The sequence below is a fragment of the Novosphingobium sp. FKTRR1 genome (genome assembly GCF_020404405.1).
Taxonomy (GTDB): domain Bacteria; phylum Pseudomonadota; class Alphaproteobacteria; order Sphingomonadales; family Sphingomonadaceae; genus Novosphingobium.
This window is the reverse complement of record NZ_JAIZDA010000001.1, coordinates 147128-172037: the sequence shown is the minus strand read 5'-3', so window position 1 is coordinate 172037 and position 24910 is coordinate 147128. Positions and strand designations below refer to the sequence as shown.

Genomic DNA, 24910 nt, shown 5'->3' with positions numbered 1-24910 from the left:
AACTTGGCCTGCTACTTGTCAGAAATACTGACAGGGTATAGGCGGTTTTCTGTCAGATTTACCGACAGTTTACGGCTCGTCGCTAAAGGCTGGGCCATGTGGGCGCTCATCGCCCTGGGGATTGGCTCAAGACATGATCCGCCTGTTCAAGCTTTATATCCCCAATGCGGTGCTGCTTCTGGCGCTGCTCGACTTCGTTTTGCTCGTGACCGCGGGCGAATTGGGCTTTCTGCTGAGGGCCCAGCAGATCGGCATCGATGCGGGCCAGATCTATTCGCGCAAGACCCCGCTGCTGGTGTTCGCGGTGCTGGTGCAAACCGCGATGATCGCGGTCGGGGTCTATGGGTCGGATGCGCTGCGCTCGATGCGCTATGCCACGGCACGGTTGCTGGTGGCGATCAGTCTGGGCATCATCGCGCTTTCGGTGGTCTATTTCCTGCTGCCGGGGCACACCTTGTGGCGCTCAAACCTGTTCTACGCGATGTTCATCGCCATGGCGCTGCTTGTGCTGATCCGGCTGATGCTGGGCGGTTTGCTCGGCTCTGCCGCATTCCGGCGGCGTGTGCTGGTGCTTGGCGCCGGGCGACGTGCCCTGCGGCTAAAGACGCTGGGCGAGCGACCCGAGGCCGGGTTCATGATCGTCGGCTATGTCGGCATGAGCGACAATCCCCCGGTGATCGAAGAAGCGATCAATCGCAAGGCGCTTCACAATCTTACCCGCCATGTCGAAAATCTGGGGGTAAGCGAGGTTGTGCTGGCGCTGGAGGAGCGGCGCAACGCGTTGCCGCTCAAGGATCTGCTGCGGATCAAGACCACCGGCGTCCATGTCAGCGATTTCTCGACGTTTCTGGAGCGCGAGACCGGTCGCGTTGATCTTGATACGGTAAATCCCAGTTGGCTGATCTTTTCGGACGGGTTCTCGTCGGGACGGATGATTTCCAGCGCGGTGAAACGGGTGTTCGATGTCTGCGCAAGCTTGTTGCTGCTGACCCTGACCGCGCCGGTGATCGTGCTGTTCGCGCTTCTGGTGAAGCTCGACAGCCGGGGCCCCGCCTTTTTCCGCCAGACCCGCGTCGGGCTGTACGGCGAGAACTTCAAGCTGATCAAGCTGCGCTCGATGCGGACCGATGCCGAAGCCAATGGCGCACAGTGGGCGGCCAAGGAAGACCCGCGCGTCACCCGCATCGGGCGCCTGATCCGCAAGTTGCGGATCGACGAACTGCCGCAGGCATGGACAGTGCTGCGCGGCGACATGAGCTTCGTCGGCCCACGCCCCGAGCGGCCCGAATTCGTGGCCGATCTGGAAGAGCACCTGCCGTTTTATGCCGAACGCCACATGGTGAAGCCGGGCATCACCGGCTGGGCCCAGATCAACTATCCCTATGGCGCATCGATCGAGGATTCGCGCCACAAGCTGGAATACGACCTCTACTACGCCAAGAACTATTCGCCGTTCCTCGATCTGCTGATCCTGCTGCAGACCTTGCGGGTAGTGCTGTGGAATGAGGGCGCCCGGTGACGAGGCCTGCAGTTCCGCAAGGTGCCGCATGATCGGCTCTTTCGGCTGGGCTGATCTGGGCCACGATGCCTTTCTGGTAGCTGCATTTGCGGCGATGCTGCTCAGCGTCTGGCTGTGGGAGCGGCACCGCCGAGGCGCGCTGTCGAGCCGGGCGGAGGCGCTGGCGCTGGGCATTGCGGCGCTGTGGTGCCTGATGCATGCGGCGCTGGGGCCGAATGCGATCGTCACCCAGCTGGCCGAAGTGCCGCGCAACATCGGCTGGCTGGTGGTGGTCTATTCGCTGTTCCGGCGCGACAACCGGCACGAAACCGTGGCGCCGGTGCGACCGGTACTGCTGGTGCTGGGCTGTGTCGAGCTGTTGCAGGTCGCGCTCGCGGTCCTGCAAGCCCGGCTTGGCTGGCTGCCGCACGCCACGACCACGATTTTTCAGGTTTCGGTACTGTTCCGCCTGTTGCTGGCGACTGGCGCGCTGGTGCTGGTCCACAACCTTTATGCCGGAGCTATGACCGCCCAGCGCGCTGCGGTGCGGCGTACCTGCATGGCGCTGGCACTGATGTGGGGCTTCGATCTGAATTACTACACGATCGCCTATCTGGGTGGCACCTGGCCGGTCGGCATGGTCGCGCTGCGCGGTGTGGCACAAGTGCTGACCGTTGTGCTGGCGGCGTTCGGAACGGCACGCGGAGCCTCGGTGGCGCGGTTCTCGCCTTCACGTTCGGTGGCGTTCCAGTCGCTGTCGCTGCTGGTGATCGGAACGTACCTGATCATCATGGTAGGCGCGGCGCAGTCGCTGGCGTGGATGGGCGGAAACGCCAGCCAGTTGGCGCAACTGGGCTTTGCCTTTGCCACGACCATCGTGATCCTGGCGCTGGTCCCTTCCGGACGATTGCGCGGCTGGATCAACGTGATGGTGGCCAAGCACTTGTTCCAGCATCGTTATGACTACCGCGCTGAATGGCAACGCTTTACCCGCACGATCGGGCGGGCCAATGCCCAGCCATTCCATACCCGCGTGGTGCAGGCGATGGCCGACATCACCGACAGCGCGCGCGGCTTGCTGCTGGTTCCCGGTGAAGGCGGCGATCTGGTGCTGGCGGCCCGCTGGCAATGGCCAACGCTGCAAGTGCCCGCCACCGCGCTGTCCGCTGGTGCCGCGCAGTTCTTTGAGCAGCGTTTTTTCGTGGTCGATCTGGATGAAGCGCGCACCGGCACCGATCATCATGGCGAACTGGCGATCATCCCCAAGTGGCTGATGATCGAGGAGTCGGCGTGGGCACTGGTCCCACTGGTGCATTTCGACCGGCTGGTCGGGCTGGTCGTGCTGGGGCGTCCGCCGCTGGCGCGCAAGCTGGACTGGGAGGACTTCGACCTGCTGCGGGTGGTAGGGCAGCAGCTTGCCAGCTATCTGGCCGAACAAAACGGGCAGGCGGCGCTGCTCGAAGCCAGCCGGTTCGATGAGTTCAACAGGCGCATGGCTTTCGTCATGCACGATATCAAGAATCTGGCCAGCCAACTTGCGCTGCTCTCGCGCAATGCCGAGCGCCATGCCGACAATCCGGAATTCCGCAAGGACATGCTGGTCACTTTGCGCAACTCGGCCGACAAGCTGAACGCGCTGCTGGCTCGCCTGTCCCGCTATGGCGCGGGCAATGTCGAGCGGATCGAGCCGGTCGATGCCGCGCAAGTGATTGCGGCAGTCGCTGCGCGCTATCGTACCGGAACCGAAACTCCGCCGGTCGATGCACTGGCATCGACGCCCTGCGTGGTGATGGCCAACCGCGAGACGTTGGAACAAGTGCTGCTCCATCTCGTGCAGAACGCGCTCGACGCCAGTCTGCCGGGGATGGTGGTGCTGCTCCAGACCCGGATCGAGGCGCTTGGCGGAGTGATCGAGGTCATCGATTCCGGCAGCGGGATGAGCGCCGATTTCGTGCGCACCCGTCTGTTCACTCCGTTCGTTTCGACCAAGGCTGGGGGGTTCGGCATCGGCGCGTTCGAGGCACGCGAACTGGTCCGGGCGATGCGTGGCCGACTGGATGTCGAAAGCCGGGAAGGGCTGGGCAGCCGCTTTGCCATTCGTCTGCCGCTGGCGATCTCGGGGCAGCTTGAGGGGAGCGGCCCCGCCTCAAACTCCGCCAATGCCGCCGGAACACCCACCGAGAATTCCAAGAAGGTTGCCTGACATGACCGATATCCGCCCCAAACTGCTGATCGTGGAAGACGATCCCGGGCTTCAGGCACAGTTGAAGTGGGCCTATGACGACTTCCAGGTGTTCATCGCCGGGGATCGCGCAGCGGCTATCGCGCTGTTGCGGGCGGAGGAACCGCCGGTGGTGACGCTCGATCTGGGCCTGCCGCCCGATCCAGACGGAACGAGCGAGGGTTTTGCCGTCCTGTCCGAGATCATGGCGTTGCGTCCAGAGACCAAGGTTATCGTCGCCTCAGGGCATGGCGCGCGGGAATCGGCACTGCGCGCTATCGCGCTGGGAGCCTACGATTTCTATCAGAAGCCGGTCGACATCGACGCATTGGGGCTGATCGTGCGGCGGGCGCTGCAGCTTTACAAGCTTGAGGTCGAGAACCGCATTCTGGCGCAGCGGGCACCGGCCGACAACCGCGTGCTTGGTCGGATGATCACCGCCGCACCCGAAATGGTCAAGGTTGCCCGCACGATCGAGCGCGTCGCCAACACCCGCGTTTCGGTGATGCTGCTGGGCGCCAGCGGCACCGGCAAGGAACTGTTGGCGCGCGGGCTGCACGATGCCTCGAACCGCGCCAAGGGCAACTTCATCGCCATCAATTGCGCCGCGATCCCTGAAAACCTGCTCGAAAGCGAGTTGTTCGGCCATGAAAAGGGGGCCTTCACCGGTGCGGTAAAGACCACCGAGGGAAAGATCGAGCAAGCCAGCGGCGGCACCCTGTTTCTGGACGAAGTGGGCGACATTCCGATCCAGTTGCAGGTGAAGTTGCTGCGCTTTTTGCAGGAGCGGACGATCGAGCGCATCGGCGGCCGACGCTCGATCGAGGTCGATACCCGCATCGTCTGCGCTACGCACCAGAACCTTGAGGCGATGATCGCCGATGGTCGCTTCCGCGAGGATCTGTACTATCGCCTTGCCGAAATCGTCGTGCGCATTCCGACGCTGGCCGAGCGTCCGGGTGATGCCACGCTGCTCGCCAAAGTGTTCCTGACGCGGTTTGCCGGTGAAATGAACCCGCAGGTCAAGGGCTTCGCGCCCGACGCGCTTGGAGCGATCGATGGCTGGTCGTGGCCGGGCAACGTGCGGGAGCTGGAGAACCGGGTGAAGCGCGCGGTGATCATGGCCGATGGCAAGCTGATCAACGCCGCCGATCTCGATTTGGCCAATGGCGGTGAAGCCGGTGAAGCGCCGCTCAACCTCAAGACCGCGCGCGAAGCGACCGACCGCAAGATCATCCGCCATGCACTGGCGCGCAGCGAAGGCAACATTTCAAGCACCGCGCGGCTGCTGGGGATCAGCCGCCCGACCCTGTATGACCTGCTCAAGCAATACGACCTGCCTTATTAAGCGGCGTGGACGCCTTGGTCTGGCCCTTGTGGCGCTGCTTGTCGGCGTTCCACTGGCGGCGGGCGATGGTCGGGTCGCGAGCTTGCGCAAGCGCGCCGATGCCGCGCTGGACAAGCGCGATCCGATTGCCGCCGAAGTGGCGCTGCGCGCAGGCATCCGCGCGGGGCTGCCCGCGGACGCGGTACGCGCATGGCTGGCGCAGGCGCTGATCGCGCGCGGAGAGCGCGGCGAGGCGCGCCGGGTGCTGGGCGAGGGTGGCTTCACTCCTGATAGCGCGGAACGCGGCTGGCGGGTCCGTGGGCAACTTGAATTGATCGAGGGGCATTTGCCTGCCGCCGCGCAAGCCTTCGATCAGGCGCTCAGGATCGATCCCAAGGACGCCGACTTGTGGGTGCAGATCGCCTCGCTGCGGTTTACCGGCGGCGAACAGGCGCAAGCGATCGAGGCGGCCGAGCGGGCGGTGACGCTCGATCCGGCCAACCCGCGCGCGCTGACGCTGCGCGGGCTGCTGATCCGCGAGCAGTATGGCCTGCAAGCGGCACTGCCGTGGTTCGAGGAAGCGCTGCGGGCCCAGCCGAACGATCCGGCATTGCTGGGCGAATATGCCGCGACGCTTGGCGACATGGGCAAATATCGCGCGATGTTGACGGTGTGTCGCAAACTCGCCGAAGTCGATCCAAAGAACCCCCGTCCGCTGTTTCTGCAGGCTGTGCTGGCCGCGCGGGCCGGACAGACCGACCTTGCGCGCGAGCTTTTGCTGCGGACCGGCAACGCCTTTCGCGACATGCCCGCCGCCATTCTGCTCAACGGTGTACTCGAATACCGCGCGGGCAACGTCAACCTGGCGGTTGAGAACCTTGACCGACTGGTGCGGATGCAGCCCGATAATCTCCAAGCTCGACAACTGCTGGCGCGCGCGCTGGTCCGGCAGGGTGACTGGCTGCGCGTCGCGCGCGATTTCGATGGTGATGCCCGCCAGCCGAATGCCTCTCCCTATCTGCTCACTCTGGTCGGTAAGGCGGCCACGCGGATGGGCGACAGGGCGCGCGGTGCGGCCTATGCCTTGCGCGCGGCGCATCCGGTGCGGCACGGCGCGATCCCGATAGCCGTAGCCACACCGCTGGGCGTGCTGGCGTCGCAATATCAGGACAAGCCGAACTACGCCGCGATGGCGGTTCCTTATGTGCGTGGGCTGCTGCTGGCCGGACAGCGAGAGGACGCGCAAGTCGTCGCCGACCGGCTGCGCGATGCCAATCCGGGCGCGGCCGAGGCCAATCTGCTGGCCGGCGACGTCCGGCTGCTGCGCGGCGATGCACGCGGCGCGCTGATCGATTACGGCAACGGCGCGTCGATCCGTTTCAACGAACCGGTGCTGCGGCGGATGGACGCTGCCTTGCGCGCACTGGGGCGGAACCGTGATGCCGATGCCATGGCCTCGCGCTATCTGGCGCAGAACCCCGGCAGCGTCTTGGCGATGAAGCTGCTGGCGGCAAGCTGGGCCGGACCGCCAGCCAACCCGGCGCGCGCGGCGCTGGTAAAGGCGCTTGGCGCCAGAGGTCAGCAGGCGCCGCAGCGATAGCGCGCTTTTCGCCGACGATGCTCTGGACAGCGGCGGCTCGAACAGGCAAACCCCCGATTCAATCGATCGATTAAATTGGTGGAGGGGATACGATGCCGGGTGCGCTCGAAGGTTTGACCGTGATCGAATTTGCCGGGATCGGCCCGGGGCCGTTTGCCTGCATGATGCTGGCCGATCACGGCGCGCGGGTGATCCGGATCGAGCGACCGGGCCGTCCGGGCCGTTTTGGCGACAACGGCAACACCGATATCCTCAACCGCAACCGCCTTGTCGTCGAACTCGACATGAAGGATCCCGCCGCCATCGCGCGCGTGCGCGAACTGGTCAGGGAAGCCGACGCCATCGTCGAAGGCTATCGGCCCGGCGTGATGGAGCGGCTCGGGATCGGGCCCGAGGTGCTGCTGGCTGACAATCCACGGCTGGTCTACGGCCGGATGACCGGGTGGGGACAGGATGGGCCGATGGCGCCGCTGGCAGGCCACGACATAAACTATATCGCGCTGTCCGGGGCCTTGCACACGTATGGTCAGGCCGGTGGCAAGCCGCAGTTTCCGGTGAACGCGGTCGGTGATTTCGGTGGTGGCGGCATGTTGCTGGCCTTTGGCGTGATGGCGGCGGTGTTCAGCGCGCAACGCACCGGCAAGGGGCAGGTAGTCGACGCGGCGATGACCGATGGCGCTGCGATCCTTTCGGCCATGACCTGGAGCTTCTATGGCAACGGCACGTGGAAGGACGAGCGCGGCGTCAACCTGCTCGACGGCGGCACGCACTTCTATGACACGTACGAAACCGCTGACGGCAAGTGGATCTCGCTAGGGTCGATCGAGCCGCAGTTCTATGCCCAGCTTCTCGACAAGACCGGGCTGAAGGGCGATCCCGAGTTCGCCCGGCAGATGGACCCGTCGGCTTGGGGGCCGCTGAAGGAAAAGGTCACCGCGCTGATCCTCACCAAGACCCGCGATGAATGGTGCGCGATCATGGATGGCACCGACATCTGTTTTGCACCCGTGCTCAGTCTGGCCGAGGCTCCGTCGCACCCGCACAACGCGGCACGCGGCACCTTCCTGACAGAGGGCGGCATGGTCATGCCGGGGCCAGCCCCGCGCTTTTCAGGGACGCCGGCGCCGGTGCCTAAGCTGGCATCCAAGCCGCTGGACTGACCGGGCTGGCAACTGCGTCAGGACTTCAATCGCCCCGGATCGCGCCTTCGTGGTCGCGGTCCGGCAGGCGGTTGCGGTGGCGCACCGACCACCACAGCGACAGGCCGATCAGCACTGCGCCGATCAGGCCGGTGACCGTCTCGGGAACCTCGTAGCGGGCCGAGGCCAGCATGATCCCGCCAAGCGCGAGGATCGCCCAGAAGGCGCCGTGTTCAAGGAACCGATATTCGGCGAGCGTGCCATTGCGGACGAGCAGCATCGTCAACGAGCGGACGAACATCGCGCCGATCGACAGGCCCAACGCGATGATCACCATGCTGTTCGATAGGGCGAAGGCTCCGATGACCCCGTCAAAACTGAACGAGGCGTCGAGCACGTTGAGATAGAGGAAGCCACCAAGCCCGGAGCGGACTATCGCTCCTGCTGCCTGCTGGGCGGCCTCGCGCTGTTCAAGGATGGTGCCGATCGCCTCCACCGCGATGAAGGCCACGATGCCAAGCAGGCCCGCACCCAGGAACGTCAGCGCCTCAGCCGGGGCGAGCAGGCGCGAGATCGCGTAAAGCACCACCAGCAGGACCGCGATCTCGGCCGCTTTGACGCTCGAGGCGCGGGCAAGCTGGACTTCGATCCAGCGCAACCAGTGGACGTCCTTTTCCTCGTCGAAGAAGAAGCCGAGCCCGACCATCGCAAGGAATGCCCCGCCGAACCCGGCAATGCCCACGTGCGCGCTGCTGACGATGGCTTCATAGCGGGCCGGGTCTTGCAAAGACAGGCGCAGCGCCTCGACCGGGCCGATCCCCGCCGCAATAGCCACGATGGCGAGCGGAAACACGATGCGCATGCCGAACACCGCGATCAGCATGCCCCATGTCAGAAAGCGGTTCTGCCAGACCTCGTCCATCTCGCCCAGCACCGCCGCGTTGACCACGGCGTTGTCGAACGACAGCGAGATTTCCAGCACCGACAGCACCAGCACGATCCACACCATGCCGGCGATGGCGGACGCCGATCCACCCTGCGACCAGCCATAGGCCACGGTCAGCGCAAGGCACAGCAAGGCAAACAACAAAGATCCGGCAAACTGACGCAGCACGGCTATATCCTGAAAAGACGGTCCGCCTCTGCCATAGCTTGCGTCCGGAGTGGTGCAAGCTTCGTATCGGCGCCTTACTTCGGCTGATAGGTCTGCGCTTGTTCCGGAAACGCTCGGGTGCGGACGTCAGCGGCAAACTGGGCGGCAGTTTGTGCGATCGTGTCGCCAAGATTGGCGTAGACTTTCACGAAGCGTGGCACCCGCTCGAACATGCCGAGCATGTCCTCGGTCACCAGCACTTGCCCGTCGCATTGGGCCGAAGCACCGATGCCGATGACCGGGCAGGGAACGGCGCGGGTAACCGCGACGGCGATCGGTTCGACCACGCCTTCGACCACGATGGCAAAAGCCCCGGCATCGGCAAGGGCGCGCGCATCGCTCAGGATCTTGTCGGCTTCCTCGGCACTGCGGCCGCGTGCGTTGTAGCCGCCCAGCACGTTGACCGCCTGCGGGGTCAGTCCGACATGGCCCATCACCGGGATGCCCCTCGCGATCAGGAAGGCCACGGTTTCGGCCATCGCCGCGCCGCCTTCCAGCTTCACGGCATCGCAGCCGGTTTCCTTGAGCAGCCGCGCCGCGCTGGCAAAGGCCTGTTCCTTCGATGCTTCATAGCTGCCGAACGGCATGTCGACGATCACTGCCGCATGGTACGATCCGCGCACCACCGCCGCACCATGGGCGACCATCAGATCAAGCGTGACCGGAATGCTGGACGGCAAGCCATAGATCACTTGCCCCAGCGAATCTCCCACCAGCAGCAGATCGCAATGGGCATCGAGCAACTGCGCCTGCCGCGCGGTGTAGGCGGTCAGCATCACCACCGGCTGGGCGGTCACCCCATCGATCTTGCGCTGGCGCACGGCCGGTATGGTTAGCCGCTTCATCGGCGCGGGCGTCGGATGGGCGCGGCTGGTCGCGGTATCAAGCTGGAACGTGGTGGACACGGTGTCTCCCTTCCGTGGCTTTTTGCCCGGCCGTGCGTAGGTGCGCAGCCGGGGAGGGGCTTTGTAGCGCAAGCGGCCCCTACGGCAAGTGCCCGGCAGAGGGGATGGGGAGTGGCGTCGGGATGGAGGACACGATGTGGGGCTGGCAAAAAGCGCTTTGCCATGTCGCAATGCGCCGCTAGCGTCTGCGGTCACAACCTGGTTACCGGTGCAACTGTGGCTCGCCCAAGACCATGCACCGAACCTCGGTCAGGAGAAATCAATGTTCGGTCGCGTCAAACCACTCGACGCCATTCTTGCCACCGCCGAAAAGAAGTCGTTGCATCGATCGCTCGGCGCGTTCCAGTTGACCATGCTCGGTGTCGGCGCGGTGATCGGCACCGGCATCTTCGTGCTGACGGCTGAAGCCGCGCAGAAGGCCGGGCCGGGCATGATGATAAGCTTCATCATCGCTGGCTTTGTCTGCGCCGTGGCGGCTCTTTGCTATGCCGAAATGGCCGCAATGGTCCCGGTTTCGGGCTCAGCCTATACCTACAGCTATGCCGTCATGGGTGAACTGGTTGCGTGGATGGTGGGCTGGGCGCTGATTCTGGAATATGCCGTCGCGGCAGGGGCGGTCAGCGTCGGCTGGTCTGGTTATGTTGTTGGATTGCTCGAAAATCTGCTGCATATCGATATCCCTGACTTACTTGTTCGCGGTCCTTTTGATGGCGGACTCGTGAATTTGCCAGCCATGCTGATCGCAGGTCTGGTCACATGGCTGCTGGTGATCGGCACCAAGGAAAGCGCTTCGGTCAACGCGGTGCTCGTCTCGATCAAGATTTCTGCGCTCACGCTGTTCATCATCCTGGCGGTGCCCGTGATGAAAAGCACCAACTTCCATCCTTTTGCCCCGTTCGGTTTCGGCGGCATCGGCGCGGCGGCGGCTTCGATCTTTTTTGCCTATGTCGGGTTCGATGCGGTTTCCACCGCTGCCGAAGAAACCAAGAACCCGCAGCGCAATATGCCGATTGGCCTGATCGGAAGCTTGGCGATCTGCACGGTGTTCTATCTGCTTGTTGCCGCAGGGGTCATCGGGTCCGTGGGCGCAAACCCGGTGGTTGATGTGCACGGGATCGGGCTTGAGCCGGGCAGCCCTGAATTGGCGCATCAATGCGCGGCGATCGGGGATCAGGCCGTGGTCTGTTCCAAGGAGGCGCTGGCATGGACCCTGCGTCAGATCGGCTGGCCGATGATCGGTAACCTTATCGGGCTTGCAGCGGGGCTTGCGCTGCCTTCGGTCATCCTGATGATGATGTTCGGCCAGACCCGCATCTTCTTTGTGATGAGCCGTGATGGCCTGCTGCCTGCCTCATTTTCCAAGATTCACCCGGTTTATAACACTCCGCATGTCATCACGATCATCACGGGCGTGTTCGTGGCGCTGTTCGCGGCGTTCTTCCCAGTCGGATTGCTGGCGAATATTTCGAATTCGGGCACGTTGTTCGCTTTTGCGGCAGTGTCGATCGCGGTCATCGTGATCCGCCGAACCGAACCGAATCGGCATCGTCCATTCCGCACGCCGGCGATCTATGTCACGGCGCCTCTCTCGCTGCTCGGTTGTTTGTATTTGTTTTATAAGCTGGATGTGAAGAGCCAGCTTCTTTTCGTGGTGTGGGCGGTGATCGGCTTGGTGGTCTATTACGCTTATAGCCGCAGCCGCAGCCATGTCGGTCGCGGACTGGTCGAAGTGCATGAAGCGGACGCGGACATTCCGCCGCAGCCGGTGCCGCCGCTCGCCTGATCCAGATAGGCCTTACATAATGAAAAGGGCCGCTTCCCGGTGGGGAGGCGGCCCTTTTCATGGTTCGCGCGCGTACGGTGTCAGAGCGCCGTTTCGGTATAGCTGCCCTTCACCTGATCGGTGACGTTGAGGCCCAGCGCCATGCGCACATAGTCGAGCGCCCCCACTTTCCCTGACCAGATCGCCGCATCGCCAAGGTTCATGCGCAGCAGCAGCAGGTTGGGGTCATCCTTGCCGCCCGGGAACCATGCCGCGACCGCGGGGTTCCACAGGTCATCGAGCCGGGTGCGGTCGGTTTCGGTTGTCAGCACGCCGGTGATCCGCGCGAACACGTCGTGGCCCTTTGAGGCAAAGGTGGCGGTCGCTGGCCCGACTGCGGCAAAGCGGCTGTTTTTGGAGGTGAGAAACCAGACGGTGTGATGAGCGTGGGCGTCAAGCTGCACGACCATCGGCGCGGCAGAGGCGGCGTCATCATCAAGCTGAAGCAGCACGATTGGCGAGGATTCCAGCGCTTTCCAGAATGTTTCGCGCAGTTCCTCGGGCTTGCCCTGTTGATATTCCATGGGAATGTCCTTCCTTGTTGGCGGTCACTGCGGGTGAAACCGATGGATGTGGCGCAGGGTTCCACCCGGTTGCGGCAGAGTGCACGACAGCACCGACCGGTGGGTGTTCGGGCGTGGATGTGGACAAGTCGGTGGATGGGGCTGGGGCCTGCCTGTGGACAGGTCTGGGGACAGGTCGGGCTTATGCGGTGTGGTGCGTATGCAAGCCCGGTTGCACTCGCTTCGGTTGGAACATAATAAGAACATATGTCCATGCCGCGATTCGCCCCTCGTCCTGCCCTGATGCCCGAACCCTCGGCCGTTTCTTCAGTTGAGGATCTTCCGGCTCTGGTCGACCTTGCTCCGGGGGTGACGCGCGGCCTTGGCAGCGTGACGCACGGCGCGCGTTGGCGGCCGGGGCTGACCACCGGCTGCCGCCATACCGAACTGTTCGCCTCGGCCACGCAGGCCAGCGGTGCCGGGCTGGCGCTGGCTCTGGCGCGCGATGCCTTGCGCAGTGCCCGGCCCGATCCCGTTGCCGACACACCCGATGAACGCGGCTGGCTGTGGGTGCAGGACAAGGCGGCGCAGCGGTTATCGGGCAGGCCATGCTACGCCGGTCTGCCGCGCGAACTGGCGCACCGCTTGATCCATGTCGCCGCGCAAACGCCCGAGGATGCGCTGTTCGCGATCGAGGAGGGGTTGCGCTGCCGCGATCTGGCTTTCGTCATCGGCGAAATTGCAGGCAATCCGCGCGCGCTCGATTTCACCGCCTCTCGCCGGTTGAGTCTGGCTGCGGAACGGCATGGCGTGCCGCTGTGGTTGGTGCGGATCGATGCGCGGCGCGATCTTGGCTCGGCGCGCATGCGCTGGGAGGTGGACAGCGCGCCGTCCACCGTGCCGCGCTGGAACCCGCAGGCGCCCGGCCAACCGGCGTGGCGTGCCGACCTGTTTCGCTCGCATACTTTTCCCCCCGGACAATGGACCTTGCGCGATGACGGCCAGCGCCTCCTCGCCGACAGCCCCGACGCTCTCGAACAGCCCCTCTCCACCCGCGCCGGTCGGCCGCCGCATCTTGGCGATCTGGTGCGCGCATCTCGCCATCGACCGCTGGCGGCTGGCGCAGTCGGATCGTGATGCTGCAGACGCGCAAGCTTTCGCGCTGATCGCCGAGACTGCGCACGGGCCCCGCATCGCCGCGCTCAACGATGCGGGGCTTGAGGCTGGCACGCACGAGGGACAGTTGCTGGCCGATGCTCGTGCGCTCGCCCCGCACCTGCAAGTGGCCCCGTCCGATCCGGCGGGCGATCTGGCCTTTCTGGAGGCGCTGGCGCTATGGGCGCAGCGCTGGGGACCGTGGAGCGCGATCGACGCGCCCGACGGGGTGATCGTCGATGCCACCGGCGTGGCGCACCTGTTCGGCGGAGAGGCCGCGCTGCTGGCCGATGCGCAAGCGCTGCTGGCGCGGCGCGGGCTGGCCGTGCGCGTGGCGCTGGCGCCGACGGCGGGCGCGGCGTGGGCGCTGGCGCATCACGGCGCTTCGGCGGCCATCGCCACAGCCGGCCCCGGATTGCATGACCGGCTGGCGGGTCTGCCGGTCGCGGCGCTGCGGCTTGATCCGGCGGTGCAGCTCTTGCTCGGGCGGCTGGGGCTCAAGCGCATCGGCGATCTGATGGGGATCGACCGCCCCGCGCTGGCCCGGCGTTTCCGCAACCGTCGCTCGCCAGCGGCCAACCCCCTGCTGCGGCTCGACCAGTTGCTGGGGCAGGTGCCCGAACCGATGCTGCCGGTGATCGGCGTGGCGGCACCGCTGGTGCAGCGGCGGCTGGTCGAGCCGATCCGCCACCGCGAATTGCTCGATCGCGTGGTGGCCGACCTGGCGCAGGACATGGCGCGCCTGCTCGAAGCCGAAGGCAAGGGGGCGCGGCGGCTGGAACTGGGCCTGTGGAAAGTGGATGGCGAACTGCTGGTGCGGCATCTCGAAATGGCCGAGGCTACGCGCGATCCGGCGCATGTCGTCCGGCTGTTTGCCCACCGGCTCGACGGGCTGGATGCGGGCTTCGGCATCGAACTGGTCCGGCTGCGCGCCGCCTGGACCGAGCCGCTGGGGCTGGCGCAAGTCGATCTCGATGACGCGGCCGAGCGTCATGGCACCAGCCTTGCGGCCTGCATCGACCGGCTGAGCGTGCGTCTGGGCCTCGATGCCGTGCGCCGCCCGGTGCCTCATGGCAGCCACTTGCCCGAACGCGCGCAACGCTGGCGTCCGCCGCTCGAAGCGCGCGCTGGCGAGCAGCCCGGCCTTGCCCTGCATGCCCGTCCGCTCAAGCTGCTCGACCGACCCGAACCGATCGCGGTGCTTTATGAGGCTCCCGATGGACTGCCTCGCCGTTTCCGCTGGCGTGAGCGGGTGTACGAGATCCTCCGCGCCGAGGGGCCGGAACGGATCGCGCCCGAATGGTGGCGCGAACGGTCGACCACCCGGCTGCGCGACTATTACCGGATCGAGGATGCCCAAGGCGCGCGCTACTGGATCTATCGCGCCGGTCTGCCCGGCGACGGGCGCGGCGGCGCGCCGGCGTGGTTCCTGCACGGCCTGTTCGCCTGATGCCCGACGCCCCGCTCACGCCGATACGACGTCATGTCGACCCCGAGATCGCGCCAACCGTGCCGGAACCGGCCACCTTTGTCGAACTGGGACTGGCGACCTGCTTTTCATTCCTGCGCGGGGCGTCCGACGCGGTCGATCTGGCGCTGGCTGCCCGCGCGCTGGGTTATGACGCGATCGGCATCGCCGATGTCAATTCGCTGGCCGGGGTGGTGCGACTGCATGGTGAGGCGCGGGCGCTGCAACTGCGGCCGGTGATCGGCTGCCGCATCGAAACGGTCGAGGGGCTGTCCTTCCTCGCCTATCCACAGGACCGCGCCGCCTATGGCCGGTTGTGCCGCCTGATCTCGGCCGGGCGCATGGCGACGCTTGACGGCGATTGGCAGGCCAAGGGCGTGTGCGAGATCGATCTGGCGTTGCTTGCCACCCATGCCGACGGGCTGCATCTGGTGCTGCTCCCGCCCGATGATCTGGACGCTCCGCTGACCATCGCGGTGGCAAGCAACGTGGTGGCACTGGGCGAGGTGGCCGAACCGCCGCGCACGGTACCGTTTTCCGCACCCTTTGCCGCGCTTGTCCCCCATCTTGTCCACAGGTTGCCGGGAATGCGCCATCTTGCGGCGAGCTACCTTTACCGGGGCGATGACGTGGCGCGGATCGAGCGGCTCGATGCCATGGCGCGCGCGCACGGCCTCGCGCTGCTGGCGACCAACGACGTGCTCTACCATGCGCCCGAGCGGCGGCCGCTGCACGACGTGATGACCGCCATCCGCCACAAGGTGACCGTGGCCGAGGCGGGGCTGCTGCTGAACCCCAATGCCGAGCGGCACCTCAAATCGCCGCAGGAGATGGAGCGCCTGTTCGCGCGCTGGCCGCACGCCATCGCCGCCGCGCGGGCGCTGGCCGATGCCGCGCGCTTCAGTCTGGACGAGTTGCGCTATGAATACCCCGAGGAGATCTGCCCGCCCGGCCGCGATCCACAAGGCTGGCTGGAGGAGCAGACATGGGCGGGTGCGGCATGGCGCTATCCCGAAGGGGTGCCCGATGCGGTTGCCGATACGCTGGCCCGCGAACTGGCGCTGATCGGCAAGCTGGCGCTGGCTACCTACTTCCTGACGATCAAGGACATCATCGACTTCGCGCGCGGTTGCGATCCGCCGATCTTGTGTCAGGGCCGCGGCTCTGCGGCCAATTCGGCGGTGTGCTATTGCCTCGGGATCACCGCGGTCGATCCGGCGCGCCACGCCTTGCTGTTCGACCGCTTCATTTCCGAGGAGCGCAAGGAGCCGCCCGATATCGACGTCGATTTCGAGCACGAGCGGCGCGAGGAAGTGATCCAGTACATCTACCGCCGCTTTGGCCGCCAGCGCGCAGGGCTCTGCGCCACGGTGATCCACTACCGTCCGCGTATGGCCATCCGCGAAGTGGGCAAGGTGATGGGGCTGTCCGAGGACGTGACCGGCGCGCTGGCGCGCAGCGTGTGGGGCGGTTGGGGCACCGAGATGGCCGAGGCCAACGTGGCGCAGGCCGGGCTTGACCCCACCGACCCGCACTTGCGCCGGGTGCTGCGGCTGACCGAGCAGATGATCGGCATGCCGCGCCACCTGTCGCAACATGTCGGCGGCTTCATTCTGACGCAGGGACCGCTGATCGAGACGGTTCCGGTGGGCAATGGTGCCATGCCCGAGCGCAGCTTCATCGAATGGGACAAGGACGACATCGACGCGCTGGGCATCCTGAAAGTCGACGTGCTGGCGCTGGGCATGCTCACCTGCATCCGCAAGTGCCTGGATCTGCTGGGCGAACACCACGGTCGCACCCTGACGCTTGCCAGCGTCCCGCGTGAGGATCCGGCGGTGTACGACATGCTGTGCCGGGGCGATTCGCTGGGAGTTTTTCAGGTGGAAAGCCGCGCCCAGATGAACATGTTGCCGCGTCTGCGCCCGCGCCGGTTCTATGATCTGGTGGTGCAGGTGGCGATCGTCCGCCCCGGACCGATCCAGGGTGACATGGTCCACCCCTATCTCAAGCGGCGGCGCGGGGCAGAGGCGGTGGTGATCCCCGCGCCCGATCCCGCGCACGGACCGCCCGACGAACTCACCGCCATTCTGGGGCGCACTTATGGCGTGCCGATCTTTCAGGAGCAGGCGATGAAGATCGCGCTCGATGCGGCGAAGTTTTCAGGACTTGAGGCCAACCGGCTGCGCAAGGCGATGGCCACCTTCCGCAGCCGGGGCATGGTCCATGAATTGCAGGAAATGATGGTCGGCCGGATGATCGCGCGCGGCTATGACCCCGACTTTGCCGAGCGTTGCTTCAACCAGATCAAGGGCTTCGGTGAATACGGCTTTCCCGAAAGCCACGCCGCCAGCTTTGCCCATCTGGTCTATGTCTCATCGTGGCTGAAGTGCCATTATCCGGCGGCATTCGCCTGCGCATTGCTCAATTCGCAGCCGATGGGCTTTTACGCCCCGGCGCAGATCGTGCGTGACGCCGCCGAACACGGTGTCACCGTGCTGCCGGTCGACGTGAACCACTCGCATTGGGATTGCACGCTGGAACTGGTCGAGGACAAGCGGATCGCGCTGCGGCTGGGGTTGCGCCAGATCGATGGACTGGCCGAGCATCTGGCCGCCGCACTGGTCGGCGCGCGCGAGGAGCATGGACCTTTTGCCGATCTGCCAGCGATCAAGGAGCGCGCCGGGCTGTCGCCGCCGGTGATCGAGCGACTGGCCGCTGCCGATGCCTGTGGCTCGCTCGGCCTGTCGCGCAGGCAGGCATTGTGGCAGGCGCGCAGCTTGATCGCACCCGCCGAATTGCCGCTGTTTGCCGCCATGGCCGCGCGCGGGGAGGGGGAGGAGCGCCGCCGCACCGTCCTGCCCGTGATGCCGCTGGGCGAGGAAGTGGTGGCCGACTACCAGACCCAGCGCCTGTCGCTGAAGGCGCATCCGCTGGCGTTCCTGCGGCCTATGCTGGCCGAGCGTGGCTTCGTGCGCGCCTGCGACTTGCGGGCGCGCACGGTGCGCTCGATGGTCCATGTTGCGGGCGTGGTGCTGGTGCGTCAGCAGCCGGGCAGCGCCAAGGGCGTGTGCTTCATCACGCTGGAGGATGAAACCGGGGTGATCAATCTGGTGATCTGGCCCGATCTGAAGGAAAAGCAGCGCAAGGTGGTGATGGGCGCGCGGCTGATGGAAGTGCGCGGCCGGGTGGAATACGACGACGAGGTCATCCACGTTATCGCCGCGCATCTCACCGATGCCAGCGCCGAACTGTCGCGTTTGTCCGACATTCCGCTCGAACCGGCCATGGCCCGCGCCGATGAGGTGAACCGCCCGCTGCCACATCGAGCGCTACCGGCTTCACGTGGTCACCCAAGAAACACCCGCATCATACCGAAATCACGGGATTTTCATTGATCTCAGGTGCGCAAGCGCTCGATCCCCTGCGCCAGCGCGACATAGAGCTTGCCCATGTCGGACGACAACAGTGTCACGCCCAGTGCATTGCCATCGCGGGTGGACAGCAATTGGCGCAACATGCCTTCAAAATCATGGATATAACGGTTGACGTGATCACGGAACATGAGGTCGGTTTCATAGTGCTGTTGCACGATCTTGACCTCGCCATTGTCGAGCAGCGACACCGCGCGGCGGGTGAAGATGCCCCGATCCCCGCGCAAGTAGGATGCCCATGCGGTTTCAGACACGTCGGCTGACAGTACCTTGGCGATGTCGATCGCGGTGGAATTGAGGCTTTCGGTGATCAGCGCGGTGCGGCGGGCAAGATCATTGTCGACTTGTTCCTCGGCACGTTCGCGGGCGCGGTTGACCCGGCTTTCAAGGTTTCCGGCCAGTTCATCGACTTTGGTAAGCTGGTCACGCATCAACAGCGCGGTGTCGCGACTGGCAGCAGCAGCGCTGTCGATGGCCTGCTCCAGCCGTGCCACCAGCTCCGCGCCGCGGCCCTGAAGCACGCGAACGATCGCACTCTGCGCGCTGTCACCCAAGCGTTGCGACAGGCTCTCGATCTCGGCTGCGGTCGCTTCGCCCAGATGATTGCGCACCACGTCGCTCAAGCCTTCGCTTTCGCTGCGGGCACTCGCCAAGGCCTGTCGCAACGTGTCGAGCTGGATCTGCTGCTGCGCCGCGCGCGTAACAAACGCTTCATGCAGGATCGCCATGTCGCTCAGCGTCACGCCAAGATCGGTCTTGCCGGCCGCGATCCGCTCGGACAGCGCGCGGCCACTCTCGCCCGCCTCGCGCAGCGTGTCGCGCAGGCCGACCACCCGGTCCTCGATCCGGGCGAGCCCGGCCTCGCTGCTGCGCAGGGCCTCGGGCAACTGGGTGCGGGTGTGATCGGCGCTCGATTGGATCAGTTCGAGCAGCCGGACGGCACCATCGGTCAGCGCCACAATGTCGCGGTCCGTGCTGGCCAATGCCTCTCGCGATTCGCCCAGTCGCGCACCCAACAGCGCCAGCGAACGATCGACCGCCTCTGCCGTCCGAGTGCCCTGACCGACCGATGCTTCCAGCGTAAGCGCCAGCGCCGCCACACGGGTCTCGACCGCGCTGCAGCGGGCAGCCAGCGCCTCGGCGGCGGCGGCTTGCCGATTGCGCGCAGCCTCGATCTCGGCATCCAGCCCGCCAAGTCGCATTTCCAGCGCCGATATCGCTTCGGCGGCCTGTGCGGCCATGGCGGCGCGGCGTTGGCCGATGCCGTGGTCGATCTCGCCCAGCCTTTGCGCCAGCAAGCCAGCCTGCGCGTTGAGTTCGGCTTCGAGCCGCTCGCGGCGGGCCTGCACCTCGCCGTCGAGCGATCCGGCCTCATCGACCAGTCGCCGGGTCAGCGCGGCGGCACTGTCCTCGAATGCCGACAGGCGCTGCCGCGATCCGGCCAGCAGGCCATCGTGATCACGGCCCAGTTCCTCGATCGCGCGGCGCAAAGTCTCGATCGTGCGATTGCCATCATCGCGCAGCAACGCGACCCGGCCCGACAAGGCGTGGAGCGCATCCTCTTCGGCGCGCGAAACTACCTCGCGCTGGTCGGCGATCTCGTGCGCCAATGCCTCGACGCGCGCACGCAGCGCTTCGATTGCGGCGCGCTCGCTGGCGTCGATGCGCGCGCGGTGTTCCTCAACGGTCGATGCAAAGGCATCGAAGCGTTCGTGGGCAACGGTCCCGATCTCTTCGGACGCGGCGCTGAACGCCACCAGCGCCGCATCGACGCGGTCGCGGACCTGGCCGACTTGCCGTTCGCTGGCGACGCCGAATTCGTTGAGCCGCTGGAACCCGACAGCAAGATCTTCGAGTTGAAGGTGCGCCGCGCGGCCAGCATTGCCGATGGAGTTGGTCACGTCCTTGGCCGCATTGGCAATGACCGGCAATTGTCCGCGCAGCTTTTCCATGTTGTCGAGCGCTGTGCCCGAAACTGCCCCGATCCGGTCTACTTGCTCACCATTGCCGACGATGAGTTCCTGAAGCCGCGCCGCATTGCCCGAAATGCGCTCCACCGCGACACGGCCCAGCGATTCCAGATCGCGTGATTGAGCGGCGATGAAATCGCGGGCGAGCGCCAGCTCGGTGTTGGTGGCGACAAGCCGCGCTTCGAGCTTTTCGGATTCGCGCGCCAGCGCCTGCGCGGCATCGACGAACCGCCCCGCCTCACGCTTGCTCAGCCGCAGAGCCAACAACAGGCCGACCAGTATCAGCAGAACTGGCGTGGCCCATGCGGCGATCCAGCCGCTCCAGCGCTGGGCATCGGCACCGTCACGTATCGCCGGCCAATTGGCTAGCACGAAGAACGCCGTCCAGCCGACCGCCAGCAAACCGCCCAGCAAAGGTGGCCACCATGATCCGATGCCCGATCGCGCCGGGGCCAAAGCCTCATCGGCAGCAAACGGATCGTCGTCTGTGACCTCATCGCCGCGCATGGCCAGCCCGGACGACGCCGGTTCGGCTTCCTGATCCGACAACGCGGATTCGATGGCGATGATCCTTGGTCCCCCGTTCATGACCCAATCCTATCACGTAAACCCGGCGTTATGTAACCCTGCCTTGATCCGGTTAGCATAGCCTGCAGGCATGGCATACTTGGGTGAGGCAATCGATGCACACTAGGCGGCGGCCGTGGGGACGATCCGCAGCTGATTCTGGAATTGCGCGCGGCTTTCTTGAACAGTGCTCGTCGCCAGCTTGATCTGATGGCGCGGGCGCGGTGTGACGGCAATTGGACGATCGCCGCGTTGCGCCTCAAGGGGATGGCGGTTTCGTTCCATTCCGCCGAGCTTGCGGTGCTGGCCGATGAGGCGCTGGACGGAGCGCCGGGCGATCCTGCCGTACAGCGTCGACTGCTGACGCTATTGAATTGCCTCGAATTCGGAGCTTGATTCAGGCACGTTGGCGCCGGTCTGTTCGGAATTCCCCAACAAGGCGGGCGCTTGGGACGCATCGGCTGCTTGGCAAGGGCGGGCGTGCAGCCTACCATGACCCGATAGGAGGCATTGCCGTTGCGGGTCGCATTGTTGTCGCTGATCGAGGCTGCGGCCGGAGAGCCTCAGGCCCTGCGCGGGTATCTGCCGATCGGTGGCCGCTCGATTGCGCGCCACCAGATCGGCGTGGCGCTGGCGTTGGGCTGCACTCGGGTCGTCGTGCTGGCCGATGCGCTTACCGGTGAACTGGTGTCGCTACAGCACACTGCCGAACAGGCCGGAGCCCGGTTCCACGTGATCGCGGCACAGCGCGCTCTGATTCCGCTGGTGGCACCCGATGACGAACTCTTCGTGTTTTCCGATGGCTTGTTGCCGATGCCAGCCGACGCGCTGCGCCTGCTGGGGCAAGGGCCGGTCATCCTGACCCAGCCAGTTGAAACCGGGCTGGGTGCGGGGTTCGAGCGGATCGACATCAACGATGCCAATGCCGGGGCGATGTGCCTGCCGGGGCGGATCGTCGCCAATCTGGGCGAACTGCCGTCGGACTGGAATCCGGTTTCGGCGCTGTTGCGGATTGCAGTGCAGGGGCGGGTGCCGCAGCGCCGGGTTCCGCCCGCTTTGGTCGAACAAGGGCGCTGGCGCCTCATCCGCAACGAGGCCGAAGCCTTGCGGGCCGAGCCCGAATGGCTGCAACTGCATACCGTCAGCAATCATCCGCGCAGTCCCGGTGAGTGGCTGGCGGCGCGTAGCATCCAGCTTGTCGGCCCAGCGCTGCTCCATGCCGGTACCCGGCCATACGTGATTGGCCTTGCCGCGTTGATCACGGCGCTGCTCGGCATCGGCCTCGGCTGGTTCGGGTGGATTACCGCCGGGTTTGCACTGCTTGGGTTTGCGTGGTTGCAGGTCGAAGTCGCCGGACTGCTGGTGCGGATTGAACAGGCGTCGTTGCTGGCTGGATCAAGCCGGATACCCGCGGCGGCGCTGGCCCGCTACGGACTGGATATCGCCATCGTGGCACTCGCGGCCTGGCGAACCGAGATCCCTGCCGTGGCGGGCGTGCCGGTCGGCATTGCCTGGTTTGCCGCTGCCGTCCTTGTTCTGCTGCTGCATTTGCTGCCGCGCGTTTTGCCGGACCGCGCATGGCTCTGGTACCTGAAGGACCGCTTCCTTTGTGCAGGGGTACTGGCGGTGACCAGCGCGGTGCTGCCGTTCGACTTGATGGTACGGAGTTACGTGCTGGGGCTGGTCATTGCCGCGCTTGTGGCAAGCCCGGCGCGCCCGGATTCGTCTAACGCGGAATTAACCGGACCGGACTAAGGCGTTGGTCATGGCTCAACCTGCCTCCACCGGCAGCGCCTCGGGCGCATTCGAAGCGGTGCTGCGCGAGGATCTCGCCAGCGCCGACCGAGCGCTTGCCAATGCCGCGCCGATCATGCGGCATCTGCTGCGGGCAGAAGATGGCGGGATATTCAACGATCAGGTGCTTGCCCGGGTGCGCGGCCTGTTTGCCGATCTTGCCGGACAACTGGTCATCGCCCTGTCGGAGGCAGCCGGACATGCCGACGTTCAGGCATGGGCGCAACGCGCGAACACCGAGCTGGCCGACGTGCTTACCGACAGCGCACCGCTGCTGTCGCATTTCCACGCGCTGGCCATCGAATGGCAACTGGCAGAGCGGTTGCACCAGCGCGGCATTCTCGATCCGGTGTTGTCGCCTTTGCTGAGCGCCCGGCTCGGCGCGGCCGATCCCGCGCAGGCCGCAACCGCGAACGCCTTGCTGGCTGCGCAAGCGCGGTTCGTCCAGTCGGTGCGCCGGATGCAATTGCCCTTGTCCGAACTGCCCGGCGACTTGTGCCATATCGCGCTGATGACGATGCGCGCTTATGTCGGCGATGAAGCCGGGGCCGATGGTTACGCGCTGATTGCCGAACGGACGCTGCGCAGCCGCCTGGACGAGCGTGCCGGGCGTCTGGCCTTGCAAGCGCGCCTGCTCGACGGGCTGGGCGGTAGCGTGGCGACGGCGCTGGGGATCGGGGATGCCGGCGTCGGCCTGTTCGCCACGGCTTTGGCCCGCGGTTCGGGGCTGACGCGTGAGGCGGCGACCATGGCGCTGACCGATGCGCAGCGGCCGCGTCTGGGCCTTGCTTTGCGGGCTTGCGGACTGCCACCGTCGGCGATTGCCGAACAGTTTGCCGTGCTTCACCCCGATGGCGCCCTTCCGGCGGGGCTTGACGAACTGTCCCCCGCACGGGCCGCCGCGCTGCTTGCCGCGCATGCGGGCACGGTCGCAGCACCGTACTGACATGCATCCGGCCACCCTCATCCGCGCCCGTTGCGATGCCGCTGACCGCCTGATCGAGGCGGAGGAGCCGTTGGCCGGGTTGCAGCTGCGTTGCGGCGGCGAGATGCCCGGACCGGTGGCGATCCCGGCGCTGCTGGCGCTGGTGCGCAAGGCACGACGGACCCGGCAAGTGCAGACGCGCACGATCGTTGCGCTTGATGACAATCAGCCCATTTCCGCGTTTGTCCGAGTGGTTCCTGATAGTGACGGCACGGTTCTGGAACTGTCGCAGTGGCAAGGTGCCGGGGATCGGGTGACCGACAGTCCGCCCTCGCTCGACTTGTTGCAGCATCTGGCCGAGGGGCATGTCCTGCTGGATGCCAACCAGTGTGTGCTGGCGGCCAATCTACAGGCCGAGGATCTTGGTGGCCTTGCAGCAATGCTGGCAGAGGGACGCGGCCGTCCGTGGACCGACTTCGTCTCGCTGGACATTGCCGGGCATCGCCAGCCACTCCACTGGCGCCTGCTCGACGATGCCCGATTCGGCGTAAAAGGATCGCCGCGCAAATGGCGCGCGCGGTATGTCCCGCGAATCGGTGGCGGATTTGAGCTGTTGCTGGTGCCCGAAACGATCGAGCGTCTGCCGCAGACGGGTGCTGCTCCGGCGCGGGGACGGCTGGCCTGGAACAGTCTGCTCGGGCGCGATCTGGCCCCGGCGCTGCGCCAACCGATTGCGCGGATCATCGCCAATGCCGAAACGATCCGCACGCGACTGGCCGGGCCCTTGGCCGAGGAATATGCCACTTACGCCGCAGACATCGCCGAAGCCGGACGCCATCTGATGGGGTTGGTCGAGGATCTGGCCGATCTTGAGGCGGTTGAGGATCCCGGCTTCCACCCGGCGCCGGACAAAATCGATCTAGCCGATTGCGCCCGCCGTGCGGCCGGTATCCTGTCGGTCCGCGCGCAGGAGCGCGGCATCAGCGTGCGGGTGCCGGATGAGGGGGAACACGCTCCGGCCATCGGCGAGTTCCGCCGGGTGCTGCAAGTGCTCATCAATCTGCTCAGCAACGCCATCCGCTATACGCCCGCCGAAACCACGGTGGTGCTCGGCTGTGGCGTGACTGGCGCGACCGCATGGATTTCGGTTGCGGATGAAGGCGAAGGCCTGACCCAGGAACAGGCAGATCGCGTGTTCGACAAGTTCGAGCGGCTTGGCCGGGCCGGAGACGGCGGCAGTGGTCTCGGGCTTTATATCTCGCGGCGTCTTGCGCGCGCGATGGGTGGCGAACTGAACGTTGCCAGCACGCCCGGTGCAGGGGCCTGCTTCGTGCTGAGCCTTCCGGCCGACATTGCGGTCAGCCATGCGGTAGGCGGGTAGGACAGGGAAGCCGCGCGTTTTCGACGCGGCATCCTTGCCTATGCAAAC

General features: G+C 65.7%; 17 protein-coding genes and 1 pseudogene. 14 read left to right on the top strand and 4 right to left on the bottom strand.

Features of this window, described 5'->3' with window-relative positions; all coding sequences use genetic code 11:
- Positions 1-133: 133 nt before the first annotated feature.
- The 6 genes and pseudogenes from LDN95_RS00715 (at position 134) to LDN95_RS00695 (ending at position 7806) form a co-directional block, all read left to right on the top strand.
- On the top strand, positions 134-1519 hold the full coding sequence (locus LDN95_RS00715) for a TIGR03013 family XrtA/PEP-CTERM system glycosyltransferase (RefSeq protein ID WP_226015702.1): 1386 nt from the start codon (positions 134-136) through the stop codon (positions 1517-1519).
- A 28-nt stretch (positions 1520-1547) separates the two neighbouring features.
- Complete coding sequence (gene prsK / locus LDN95_RS00710) at positions 1548-3701, top strand: XrtA/PEP-CTERM system histidine kinase PrsK (protein WP_226015701.1); 2154 nt, start codon at positions 1548-1550, stop codon at positions 3699-3701.
- Between the two features lies 1 nt (position 3702).
- Positions 3703-5067 (top strand): PEP-CTERM-box response regulator transcription factor, encoded by a 1365-nt coding sequence (gene prsR, locus LDN95_RS00705; RefSeq protein ID WP_226015700.1) that lies wholly within the window; start codon positions 3703-3705, stop codon positions 5065-5067.
- Positions 4961-5809: pseudogene (locus LDN95_RS23255) on the top strand (tetratricopeptide repeat protein); the annotation flags it as partial. The gene prsR and the pseudogene LDN95_RS23255, both read left to right, overlap by 107 nt.
- A 42-nt stretch (positions 5810-5851) precedes the next feature.
- A complete protein-coding gene (locus tag LDN95_RS23250; protein ID WP_370631633.1) occupies positions 5852-6646 on the top strand; it encodes a tetratricopeptide repeat protein in 795 nt (264 codons plus the stop codon).
- A gap of 92 nt (positions 6647-6738) precedes the next feature.
- A complete protein-coding gene (locus LDN95_RS00695; protein WP_226015698.1) occupies positions 6739-7806 on the top strand; it encodes a CaiB/BaiF CoA-transferase family protein in 1068 nt (355 codons plus the stop codon).
- 25 nt (positions 7807-7831) lie between these two features.
- Here LDN95_RS00695 and LDN95_RS00690 read toward each other — a convergent pair whose 3' ends face one another.
- Together LDN95_RS00690 and panB are read right to left on the bottom strand one after the other, a co-directional pair.
- On the bottom strand, positions 7832-8899 hold the full coding sequence (locus tag LDN95_RS00690; RefSeq protein WP_226015697.1) for a DUF475 domain-containing protein: 1068 nt from the start codon (positions 8897-8899) through the stop codon (positions 7832-7834).
- 74 nt (positions 8900-8973) lie between these two features.
- Positions 8974-9843, bottom strand: coding sequence for a 3-methyl-2-oxobutanoate hydroxymethyltransferase (gene panB / locus LDN95_RS00685; protein ID WP_226015696.1), 870 nt, complete (start codon positions 9841-9843; stop codon positions 8974-8976).
- A 262-nt stretch (positions 9844-10105) separates the two neighbouring features.
- Between panB and LDN95_RS00680 the strand changes: the two genes are divergently transcribed.
- Entirely contained in the window at positions 10106-11626 is a 1521-nt protein-coding gene (locus tag LDN95_RS00680; protein WP_226015907.1) for an amino acid permease, read from the top strand.
- 80 nt (positions 11627-11706) lie between these two features.
- Here LDN95_RS00680 and LDN95_RS00675 read toward each other — a convergent pair whose 3' ends face one another.
- Positions 11707-12189, bottom strand: coding sequence for a pyridoxamine 5'-phosphate oxidase family protein (locus tag LDN95_RS00675; protein WP_226015695.1), 483 nt, complete (start codon positions 12187-12189; stop codon positions 11707-11709).
- Between the two features lie 282 nt (positions 12190-12471).
- Between LDN95_RS00675 and LDN95_RS00670 the strand changes: the two genes are divergently transcribed.
- From LDN95_RS00670 to LDN95_RS00660, 3 genes are read left to right on the top strand one after another with little or no spacing between them, the layout of a single operon-like run.
- Positions 12472-13305, top strand: coding sequence for a hypothetical protein (locus LDN95_RS00670; protein ID WP_226015694.1), 834 nt, complete (start codon positions 12472-12474; stop codon positions 13303-13305).
- Positions 13244-14773, top strand: a complete 1530-nt coding sequence (locus tag LDN95_RS00665) for a DNA polymerase Y family protein (protein ID WP_226015906.1) — start codon at positions 13244-13246, stop codon at positions 14771-14773. The genes LDN95_RS00670 and LDN95_RS00665 overlap by 62 nt, the downstream gene beginning before the upstream one ends.
- Positions 14773-18189, top strand: a complete 3417-nt coding sequence (locus LDN95_RS00660) for an error-prone DNA polymerase (RefSeq protein WP_226015693.1) — start codon at positions 14773-14775, stop codon at positions 18187-18189. Before LDN95_RS00665 ends, LDN95_RS00660 begins: the two co-directional genes overlap by 1 nt.
- Before the next feature lie 2 nt (positions 18190-18191).
- Here the strand turns inward: LDN95_RS00660 and LDN95_RS00655 are convergent, their stop codons facing one another.
- Positions 18192-20783, bottom strand: a complete 2592-nt coding sequence (locus LDN95_RS00655) for a hypothetical protein (protein ID WP_226015692.1) — start codon at positions 20781-20783, stop codon at positions 18192-18194.
- Positions 20784-20942: 159 nt separating this feature from the next.
- Here LDN95_RS00655 and LDN95_RS00650 point away from each other — a divergent pair, with 159 nt between their 5' ends.
- From LDN95_RS00650 to LDN95_RS00635, 4 genes are all read left to right on the top strand, one after another.
- Positions 20943-21158: an Hpt domain-containing protein gene (locus LDN95_RS00650; RefSeq protein WP_370631627.1), complete on the top strand. Its 216-nt coding sequence runs from the start codon at positions 20943-20945 to the stop codon at positions 21156-21158.
- A 120-nt stretch (positions 21159-21278) separates the two neighbouring features.
- Entirely contained in the window at positions 21279-22517 is a 1239-nt protein-coding gene (locus LDN95_RS00645) for a hypothetical protein (protein ID WP_226015691.1), read from the top strand.
- A 10-nt stretch (positions 22518-22527) separates the two neighbouring features.
- A complete protein-coding gene (locus LDN95_RS00640) occupies positions 22528-23502 on the top strand; it encodes a hypothetical protein (protein ID WP_226015690.1) in 975 nt (324 codons plus the stop codon).
- 1 nt (position 23503) lies between these two features.
- A complete protein-coding gene (locus LDN95_RS00635; protein WP_226015689.1) occupies positions 23504-24862 on the top strand; it encodes a sensor histidine kinase KdpD in 1359 nt (452 codons plus the stop codon).
- Positions 24863-24910 lie beyond the last annotated feature (48 nt).